Origin of the sequence: Parasphingopyxis sp. (assembly GCF_052168275.1) — a bacterium.
GTDB lineage: Bacteria > Pseudomonadota > Alphaproteobacteria > Sphingomonadales > Sphingomonadaceae > Parasphingopyxis.
On sequence record NZ_JBQLZM010000038.1, the window covers coordinates 1 to 8,662 of the forward strand.

Sequence of the window (8,662 nt, forward strand, 5' to 3'; positions counted from 1 at the left end):
CCCGTCATTGCGAGGAGGCCCGAACTCGTTTCGGGCCGACGCGGCAATCCAGAGCCGCAAGCGCATCGCCTGTTGCTCTGGATTGCTTCGCTCCGCTCGCAATGACGGCTATTATCGCCAAGTGAATCCGCGAGAAACGCCCGCATGACTGATCTCCGCCCCGATCTCGCGATCATCGCCGATCATGTGCCCGAAGGCGCGCGGGTACTCGATATCGGGTGCGGCGATGGTGGCCTCATGGCGGCATTGCGTCGCGAGAAAAGCGCGGATGCCCGCGGGCTGGAGCTCGATCCCGACAATGTCGCCCAGGTGATGGCCCGGGGCCTGTCGGTCGTGCAGGGCGATGCCGATACCGATCTCGCCGACTATCCGGACAGCGCGTTCGACTATGCGATCCTGAGCCAGACGCTGCAGACGACCCGCGCCCCCGACGCGATTTTGGGCGAGCTGCTGCGCATCGCTCCGCGCGCCTTCGTCTCCTTCCCCAATTTCGCCTATTGGCGGGTGCGGGCGAGCCTGATGTTCGGCGGCCGGATGCCGGTCACCGGCGCGCTGCCCCTGAGCTGGTATGCGACCGAGAATATCCACCATGTCACGATCGACGATTTCCGCGCGCTGGTGGAGAAGCAGGGGATCGCGGTGGAGCGCGCCTGGTTCCTGAGCGGCAACCGGCAGCGCGGGGCGGGGGCGGCGAATCTGTTGGCCGAACAGGCGGTGTTCCTGCTGGGGCGGTAGGTTTTATTTAAAACGTTTGGAGCAGGGTCGAGGCTAAATTGATAGGGTCTCGGCGACGATTTCTGTCGGAATCTAGAATAGCTTTAGTCTGAAACCGCCACCTCTAGTGAGGGAGAATTCGTGGTCAGCAAGCACGTCCGTTCCAATGATCAAATCGAACCATTGATTGTCTCGGATGACTGCCGCTACGAGTGGTTCGAGCTGGAAAAGGCCACGGTCGGCGTCAGGATCACTCGGATCCCCGCATAAAATTCCAATTTGCACGATATATGTTTCGTGAAGGCTTGGGCCGAGAGCGCCGATCATCCTCTCGAAGCCATAAGGTTTCAATCGACACTCTGCGACCACGTGGTCGCACAGGCACGTGATATCTGCGCCAGTATCCAGTAACGCTCTGTACGGCCTTACCTGAAAAGAAGACGCGTTACTTTGTGCCGATAGCTCGGTCGGCTCCGGCGTTGCGTCTGCTAATGTAATATCGACTAAGGGCTTTCCCTCAGTCAGTAGGCCGCTCACCAGAGCCATACGACATGAACCCCAAGTCGAAAGGACGATCAGTCACTTTTTGAACTGAAAACATGCCGTCTGCAAACTGCGTATGACCCGCCTGCAAGGCTTCAATGGGCCGCGGGAAGATATCGATGACCGATTTTGAGTGGAGAAGCGCATATTGGCCAGCGTGGCTCTCCATCAGTGATTTAACAACGCCCTGAAAATAGTGAAAATTCTCTCGTAAGGCAGTTTCTCGCTCTTTGGGCATGGTGCAGCCTTTCTACCAAGGGTGACGTAGCCTATCATGTTGGTTCGAGTCGTGTCACGCAAAAACTCTTGACTCTTGGTCCAAAACGAGTCCGTGCGGGCGAATCGGTATCATATCGAAACTCATCTGGGCCCTACACGTCGAACTTTCTCGCAAGCATCTCTGTTTCTCGCCAAAAATGGCTATCACCTGAGCTCGCCCCCGACCTTCTCCGCCGCCTTCACTACCTTCTCCGAAATCGCTTTCAGATCCGCTTCCGTAAAACTCTTCTCGGCCGGTTGCAGCGTCACCTCGATCGCCACCGACTTTTTGCCTTCGCCGACGCCCTCGCCGGCAAACACATCGAAAATCCGCGCATCGACCAGCGCCTGCTTGTCCGCGCCCCGGACCGCGCGGAGCAGGTCGCCGGCCGGGGTGTCGGCGGCGAGCAGGAAGGCGAAGTCGCGGGTGACGGATTGCAGCGCGGGCGGGGTAAAGGGCTTGCGCATATGGCCCCCCTTCGCCTTCGGCATCGGGATCGCGTCGAGATGGATTTCGCCGGCCATGACCGGGCCGTCGAGATCGAGCGCCTTCAGCGTGTTCGGGTGCAGCTCGCCGAACTCGGCCAGCATGGTCTTGGCCCCCAGGCACAGCCGGCCCGAGCGGCCCGGATGGTAGAGCCCGCTCGCATCGCCGAAGAGTTGCAGGTTCGCGACCGGCGCGCCGGCGGCGGCGAGCAGCGCGACGATCTCGGCCTTGGCGTCATAGGCGGTGAACGGCTCGCCGCCGCCCTGCCAGTGCCGCGCGTCCTGCGCGCCGGCGAGGATCAGGCCGAGGGTCGGGCGTTCGGCGTCCTCGAGATAGCGCCGGCCGATCTCGAAAAGGCGGATGCTGGCCGCGCCGCGATCGGCGTTGCGCTTGGCGGCGGCGGCGAGGCCCGGGATCATCGAGCTGCGCATGACCTTCATGTCTTCGCTGATCGGATTGGCGAGGATCCAGGGGGCGTCTCCCGACAGCGCGGCCTCGGCCTTGGGAATGAAGCTCCAGGTCACCGCCTCGTTGAGCCCGCGCGCGGCCGCCGCGCGGCGGACGGTGCGCTCGCGCTTCTGTTCGGGCGAGGCGGTCGGCGTCGCTACGCCCTCGGCGCGCGGCAGCGGCGTCGAGGGAATGGCGTCATAGCCTGCGATACGCAGCACCTCCTCGACCAGGTCGGGCGCGCCGTCGACGTCGCGGCGCCAGGTCGGCACGGTCACCTCGAACGGAGCCCCGTCGTCATTCTTCGGGCCCGTGACGGTGAAGCCGAGGGCCTCGAGGATGGCGCGCTGGCGCTCGGACGGCACGGAAAGTCCGCCCAAGGTTGCGCAAAGTTGCGGGTCGTAGGCGACGGTCTTCGTGGCGAGCGGCGGGGCGCCGGCTTCGACTTTTTCCGACGGTTCGCCGCCGCAGATGTCGAGCACGAGCTGCGTCGCGATGGCGAGGCCGTCGTCGAGAAAGGCCGGATCGACGCCGCGTTCGAAGCGCGCGCGCGCGTCCGACATCAGGGCGAGCGTCTGCCCGGTCCGGGCGATGCGCTCGGGCGTGAAATAGGCGCATTCGATCACGATATCCGCGGTTTCCGGCTGCACGCCGCTATGTTCGCCGCCCATGATGCCGCCGATATCGTGGACGCCATTCTCGTCCGCGATCACGGTCATCGTATCGTCGAGGACATATTCCTTGCCGTTGAGGGCGACGACCCGTTCGCCGTTTTCGGCCCGGCGTGCGAAGATCGCATCGCCGAGTTTCGCCCGGTCGTAGACGTGCAGCGGGCGGCCATGATCGATCATGATATAGTTGGTGATGTCGACCAGCGCCGAGATCGGCTTCTGCCCGATCGCGCGCAGCCGTTTCTGCATCCAGCCGGGCGAGGCGGTGTTCGAAACGCCCGAAACGGTGCGCCCGAAAAAGGCCGGGCAGCCCTCGGGATCGTCGGTCCGTATTGCGATGGACGGCCTATTTTGTCTTTTTATATCAGGCACTTGTAGCGGCTTTAGCGTACCCAGTCCGGCCGCCGCCAGGTCGCGCGCCACGCCGCGCACGCCCATGCAGTCCTGCCGATTGGGGGTGATCGCAATGTCGATCACCGGATCGTCGAGCCCGGCCCAGTGCGCATAACTTTCGCCAACTTCCGCCGCCGCGCTCTCGTCGAGATCGATGATCCCCTGATGTTCGTCCGACAGTTCGAGCTCGCGCTCCGAACACATCATGCCGAAGCTCTCGATGTCGCGGATCTTCGCCGGCTTGAGCGTCATATCGATGCCCGGGACATAGGTGCCCGGCGCCGCGAACACGCCGACCATACCCTCGCGCGCATTGGGCGCGCCGCACACCACCTGGACCGGGATGCCGTCGCCGGTATCGACCTGCAGCAGCTGCAGCTTGTCGGCATTGGGATGCCGGGCGGCCGAGACGACCCGCGCGATTCTGAAATCGGCGAGCGTTTCGCCCGGATTTTCGACGCCCTCCACCTCGAGCCCGATCGCGGTCAGCGTGTCGAGCACGGTGGCGAGATCGGCGTCGGTGTCGAGATGCTCCTGGAGCCAGCCCAGCGTGAACTTCATGCGCCCACTCCCGCGCTCAGGGTCGGCACGTCGAGCGCCGAGAATCCGTAATGTTCGATCCATCTGAGATCGCCGTCGAAGAACGCCCGCAGGTCGTCCATCCCGTATTTGAGCATCGCGAGCCGGTCGATGCCGCAGCCGAAGGCGAAGCCCTGCCATTCGTCCGGATCGAGATTACAGGCCTCGATCACGCGCCGGTTGACCATGCCCGAGCCGAGAATCTCCATCCAGCCGCCTTCTTCCTTGGTCGGATCGCCGCCGATGATCCGCTTCCCGTCCTGCAGCGAATAGCCGACATCGACCTCCGCCGAGGGTTCGGTGAAGGGGAAATAGCTGGGGCGGAATCTGAGGACGATATCGTCGCGCTCGAAGAAGGCCTTCACGAAGGTCTCCAGCGTCCATTTGAGATGGCCCATATGGATGTCCCGATCGATGACGAGGCCTTCGACCTGGTGGAACATCGGCGTGTGCGTCGCATCCGAGTCGGAGCGATAGGTGCGGCCGGGCGCGATGATCCGGATCGGCGGTTCTTCGGACGTCATCGTGCGGATCTGCACGGGCGAAGTGTGCGTGCGCAGCATCATCGCCTGGCCGTCGCGCTTCCGGTTGTCGCCGAAATAGAAGGTGTCGTGCATCGCCCGCGCCGGATGGCTTTCGGGAATGTTGAGGGCGGTGAAATTGTGCCAGTCGTCCTCAATCTCCGGGCCCGTCGCGACCGCGAAGCCGAGATCGGCGAAGATTTCCGCAAGCTCGTCCATCACCTGGCTCACCGGATGGACCGATCCTTCGGGCCGTTCCTTGGGCGGCAGCGAGAGGTCGAGCGTTTCGGACGCCAGCCGCTGTTCGAGCAGGTCCGCGGCCAGCGCGTCTTTCTTGGCTTCGATCGCTTCCGCTATGTCGCTGCGCAGCCCGTTGATCCGCGGCCCTTCGACCTTTCGGTCCTCGGGCGACATCTTGCCGAGCGTCTTCAGCAGCCCGGTGACGACGCCGTTCTTGCCGAGCGCGTGCACGCGGACGGCGTCCAGCGAATCGAGTCCGGTCGCGACCTCGATGGCCGCGCACAAATCCTGTTTGAGCTGTTCCAGATCGGGCTTTTGCTCGTCCATCGTTCCGTCCGTTTCGAAAAGCTGATGCGAAAAAGGGCGCGTGGAGCCCAATCGCTCCCCGCGCCCTTTTAGTCGGAATTGCCGGCCTTGCTACCGGCTATTGCTGTCGTTGCCTCAGGCGTTCGAGAGCGCGTCCTTGCTCTGGGCAACGACGGCGCTAAACGCCTCGGGTTCGTTCATCGCGAGATCGGCCAGGACCTTGCGGTCCAGCTCGACGCCGGCGAGCTTCAGGCCATGCATGAAGCGCGCATAGGTCAGGTCTTCGGCGCGCACCGCGGCGTTGATCCGCTGGATCCACAGCGCGCGGAACTTCCGCTTGTTGACCTTGCGATCGCGATAGGCGTACTGGCCGGCCTTTTCGACCGCCTGGCGCGCCACGCGAATCGTGTTCTTGCGGCGGCCCCAATAGCCTTTCGCTTCGTTGAGAAGTCTTTTGTGGCGGGCTTTTGTCGTCGTCCCGCGTTTCACTCGTGCCATTGTCGCTTACCTCCTAGCGCAGCCCGTAGGGCGCCCATTTCTTGACCGTCTTCGCATCGGCGTCGGACAGTTTGGTGGTGCCGCGATTCTGGCGGATATATTTGGAATTGTGGCTGATCAGGCGGTGGCGCTTGCCCGCGACACCGTGCTTGACCTTGCCGGTGGCGGTGATCTTGAAGCGCTTCTTCACACCGCTCTTGGTCTTCAGCTTGGGCATTTTCGTCTCCTTGTCACTGACGATTTGCGAACGGCCTCGGCAGCCCATATCGGCCGGACAGTTCCTCACATCGTTTGGAAGACGGGCGATATAAGGCGATGCCGGACGAAAGGCAACGCTTTTGCGCGGGAACCCGACGGCGAGAAGAATGTTGAACCCGCATGGTGAGCAGCGTGTCGACCAGATTTGCCGAAATCAGGGCATTCCTCGCCAATCCGCCCAAGCGGGTCGTGCGCGGCCTATTGTACGCTATCACGGGATTCTTCGCGGTTCTCCTGCTCGCCTGGTTCATCCTCTACGTGACCAAGGGCAGCTTCCTCAAGCAGCCGTTCGAGCGCATCGTCTCGGCCCAGCTCGACCGGGAGGTCCGGGTCGGCGGCGATTTCCATCTCTATCTCAACCCGATCGATATCCAGTTTCTCGCCGAGGACATGACGATCGCGAATCCAGGCTGGGCCGAGAGCGAAACGCTGTTCAAGGCCGACCGCATCGCGAGCCGCGTCGCGACGCTGCCGCTGATCTTCGGTTCGCGCCGGGTCCGGTGGCTCGAACTCGTCAACGGCGATATCGCGCTCGAGTGGAGCCCGGACGGCGAGCGCAACAGCTGGACCTTCGGGGAAAGCCGCGGCGAACCGCTGGAGCTGCCGATGATCCGCTATGCGGCGATCCGCGGCACCGAACTCCATTACCGCGATCCCGCCGCCGCCCTCTCGGCCGATGTCGCGTTCGAGACGATCCGGGCGCGCGACAGCGAATTCGAGAATGCGATACGCTTTTCGGGCGATGGCCGCGCGCGCGGCGAGGCGTTCACGCTCGCCGGCGGCTTTTTCTCGCCCAACGCCATGATCGCGGGCGGGCGCAACCAGTTCCGCCTGCACGCCGAGGGCGTGAACACCGTGTTCGACGTATCGGGCGTGCTTCCCGGCCTGACCGAAATCGAAGGCGCCGACCTCGAAGTGCGCGTGCGGGGCGGCAATATGGCCGACCTGTTCGACTTTGCCGGGATCGCGGTGCCGGAAACCCGCGCCTATCGCCTGCGCTCGCAGCTGACCAAGGCCGGGAACGAATGGCGCTTTACTGACCTGACCGGCCAGTTCGGCGACAGCGATCTGGCCGGTTGGATGACGGTCGCGATGCGCGAACCACGGATGATGATCACTGCGGAGCTCTCATCGGACACCGCCGATATCATCGATTTCGGGCCGTTCATCGGTTACAGTCCGGAGCGCCTGGACGCCGAGGGCGGCAGCGGCGCCATCAGGACGGTCAATGGTGCGCCGCGGGTCCTGCCCGACGCGCCCTTGCGGACCGATGCCCTCGCGCGCTTCGACGCCCATGTCGATTACCGGGTGCACACGGTCCGCGCCGAAAGCCTGCCGATCTCCAATGTCAGCATGACCGTCGATCTCGACGACCGGCTGCTGCGCCTGTCGCCGCTCGAATTCGATGTCGCGGGCGGCCACCTGACGTCGGATATCCAGATCGACGCGCGCCAGGACGTGGTGCGGACCTCCTATGACGTCCGGCTATCGCCGACGCCGATGGGGACGTTGCTGGCCCAGTTCGGCGCCGAGCAGAACGGCACGACAGGCACGATTCAAGGCCGCGTACAGCTGGTTGGCAGCGGAAACACCGTGCACGATTCGCTGAGCACGGCGAGCGGCCGGATCGCGATCATCATGCCGCAGGGTTCGCTGGTGGCGGGCAACACCCAGCTTGCCGAACTCGATATCGGAACATTCGTCCAGTTGATGTTCGAGGACGAGCTGGACGAGCCGATCGAGATCAACTGCGGATTGATCGGCTTCACCGTCCGCAACGGCCTGGCCGCCGCCGATCCGATCCTGGTCGACACGCGCAAGAATGTGATCGTCGGACGCGGCGGTTTCAGTTTCCGGACCGAGGCCCTCGATCTCGCGGTCGAAGCGGACGGCAAGGATTTCAGCCTGTTCTCCGGCCAGTCGCCGGTCGGGATCAACGGTTATTTTGCAGCGCCCGGGATCGATCCGATCAGCGGCGAGCTGCTGGCGCGCGCCGGCGCGGCGATCGGTCTCGGCGCGATCGTCAGCCCGCTCGCCGCCGTCATCGCCTTTGTCGATATCGGGGACGCCGAACCGGCCGATTGCGGTCCGGTGCTGAGCGGCGCGCGGGCCCATGCGCAGCGCGAGGCCGATGGCGATCCCCGCGAGGATGTCGGTGACGGCCGGGCGGATGGCGAAGAGGAAGATGACGACGGCCCCCTCGGCCTCGGTATCTTCTAGGCGCCGTGCAGCGCTTCCAGCACATCGTCGAGCCGGGCGGAGTCGCCGAGCGCGATGACGCGGCCGTCGCTTTCGGCCGTCAGCGGATGGCCCTCCCAGTCGCACATCTGGCCGCCGGCCGCCTCGACTACCGGGATCAGCGCCGCGAAATCATGGAGCGCGAGGCCCGCCTCGACGACGATATCGATATGGCCCGACGCCAGCAGGCCGTAATTGTAACAGTCGCCGCCATAGATCGGGCCTTGCCGCCGATTGGCGTGGCACTTGGCGACCAGCCGCAGAAAGGCCTCGCCTTCCTCCTCGTTGAAACAGTGCGGGCTCGTGGTCGCGACCGTGGCGCTGTCGAGGCCCGCGCATCGGCGCGTCGCGGCCGGCTTGTTCCCGAACTGCGTGGTGCCGCCGATGGCGCCGATCCACCGTTCGCCCGAAATCGGCTGGTCGATGGCGCCCAGCAACGGCCAGCCGTCCTGCATCAGCGCGATCAGCGTGCCGAAGGTCGGCCGTCCGGCGATGAAGCTCGTCGTCCC

The 8,662-nt window shown here is 64.3% G+C and carries 8 protein-coding genes; 2 read left to right on the top strand and 6 right to left on the bottom strand.

What is annotated here, in order from left to right:
• The first annotated feature begins 144 nt into the window (after positions 1–144).
• Entirely contained in the window at positions 145–735 is a 591-nt protein-coding gene (gene metW / locus ACTS1X_RS03485) for a methionine biosynthesis protein MetW (protein ID WP_442612991.1), read from the top strand.
• A gap of 496 nt (positions 736–1,231) precedes the next feature.
• Here metW and ACTS1X_RS03490 read toward each other — a convergent pair whose 3' ends face one another.
• From ACTS1X_RS03490 to rpmI, 5 genes are all read right to left on the bottom strand, one after another.
• Complete coding sequence (locus ACTS1X_RS03490) at positions 1,232–1,495, bottom strand: hypothetical protein (protein ID WP_442612992.1); 264 nt, start codon at positions 1,493–1,495, stop codon at positions 1,232–1,234.
• A gap of 185 nt (positions 1,496–1,680) precedes the next feature.
• Entirely contained in the window at positions 1,681–4,074 is a 2,394-nt protein-coding gene (gene pheT, locus ACTS1X_RS03495; RefSeq protein ID WP_442612993.1) for a phenylalanine--tRNA ligase subunit beta, read from the bottom strand.
• Positions 4,071–5,180, bottom strand: a complete 1,110-nt coding sequence (gene pheS, locus ACTS1X_RS03500) for a phenylalanine--tRNA ligase subunit alpha (RefSeq protein ID WP_442612994.1) — start codon at positions 5,178–5,180, stop codon at positions 4,071–4,073. Before pheS ends, pheT begins: the two co-directional genes overlap by 4 nt.
• Positions 5,181–5,294: 114 nt before the next feature.
• The gene (gene rplT, locus ACTS1X_RS03505) at positions 5,295–5,657 is read right to left on the bottom strand and encodes a 50S ribosomal protein L20 (RefSeq protein WP_442612995.1); all 363 of its coding nucleotides are present in this window, start codon (positions 5,655–5,657) and stop codon (positions 5,295–5,297) included.
• A 13-nt stretch (positions 5,658–5,670) separates the two neighbouring features.
• Complete coding sequence (rpmI, locus tag ACTS1X_RS03510) at positions 5,671–5,874, bottom strand: 50S ribosomal protein L35 (RefSeq protein WP_176869918.1); 204 nt, start codon at positions 5,872–5,874, stop codon at positions 5,671–5,673.
• Between the two features lie 161 nt (positions 5,875–6,035).
• Between rpmI and ACTS1X_RS03515 the strand changes: the two genes are divergently transcribed.
• Positions 6,036–8,135 carry an AsmA family protein gene (locus ACTS1X_RS03515; protein ID WP_442612996.1) on the top strand — a complete coding sequence of 700 codons (2,100 nt, stop codon included), beginning with the start codon at positions 6,036–6,038 and terminating at the stop codon, positions 8,133–8,135.
• Here ACTS1X_RS03515 and ACTS1X_RS03520 read toward each other — a convergent pair.
• Positions 8,132–8,662, bottom strand: a 531-nt coding sequence (locus tag ACTS1X_RS03520) for an inositol monophosphatase family protein (protein WP_442612997.1), incomplete at its 5' end; no start/stop codon positions are given. The genes ACTS1X_RS03515 and ACTS1X_RS03520 overlap by 4 nt on opposite strands.